This is a genomic window from Frankia sp. AgPm24 (assembly GCF_023243055.1).
Lineage (GTDB): Bacteria > Actinomycetota > Actinomycetes > Frankiales > Frankiaceae > Frankia > Frankia umida.
In genome coordinates, this window is record NZ_JALKFW010000071.1 from 1 (window position 1) to 964 (window position 964).

Annotated in this window: 1 protein-coding gene; it reads right to left on the bottom strand. The window is 63.9% G+C overall.

Annotated elements, in window-relative coordinates:
* Positions 1-959, bottom strand: a 959-nt coding sequence (gene gmd, locus MXD61_RS05685; RefSeq protein ID WP_248811791.1) for a GDP-mannose 4,6-dehydratase, incomplete at its 3' end; no start/stop codon positions are given.
* Positions 960-964: the final 5 nt, after the last annotated feature.

Here is a 964-nt window from a genome sequence, read left to right on the forward strand (position 1 = left end):
GCGAGGTCGTTGTCGACCATCATCGCGACCAGCTCCTCGAAGGCCACCCGCGGCTGCCACCCCAACACCTCCCGCGCCTTCGACGCATCCCCCACCAGCACATCCACCTCCGCCGGCCGGAAGAACCGCGGATCCTGACGCACCAACCCCGACCAGTCCGCTATCCCCACCCGCCCGAACGCCGCATCCAACAACTCACGAATACTATGCGTCTTCCCCGTCGCCACCACATAGTCATCCGGCGACTCCTGCTGCAACATCAACCACATCGCCTCCACATAATCCCCCGCGAAACCCCAGTCCCGCCGCGACTCAAGATTCCCCAGTGTCAACGAATCCTGCAACCCCAGCGAAATCCGCGCCACCGCCCGCGTCACCTTCCGCGTCACGAACTCGATACCCCGCCGCGGCGACTCGTGATTGAACAGCAACCCCGAACACGCAAACGCACCGTACGACTCACGGTAGTTCACCGTCAGATAATGACCGAACGTCTTCGCCACCCCGTACGGCGACCGCGGATGAAACGGCGTCGTCTCCCGCTGCGGCGTCTCCCGCACCTTCCCGAACATCTCCGACGACGACGCCTGATAGAACCGCACCCGCGACATGTCGTTACCACCCGCGATCCGCAACGCCTCCAACAACCGCAACACCCCCATCCCCGTCGTCTCCCCCGTCAGCTCCGCCTGCTTCCACGACAGTCCGACGAACGAGATCGCCCCAAGGTTGTACACCTCGTCCGGCTGCGAGATCTCCACCGCACCGATCAACGACGACAGATCCGTCAGATCCCCCTCCAACAACACCACCCCCGGCACCACCCGCTCCACCACCGCCACCTTCGGGTTCGACTGCCCCCGAACCAACCCGAACACCTCATAACCCTTCGCGGTCAACAACTCACCCAGATACAACCCGTCCTGCCCGGTAATCCCGGTAATCAGCGCACGCGGCACGTCGA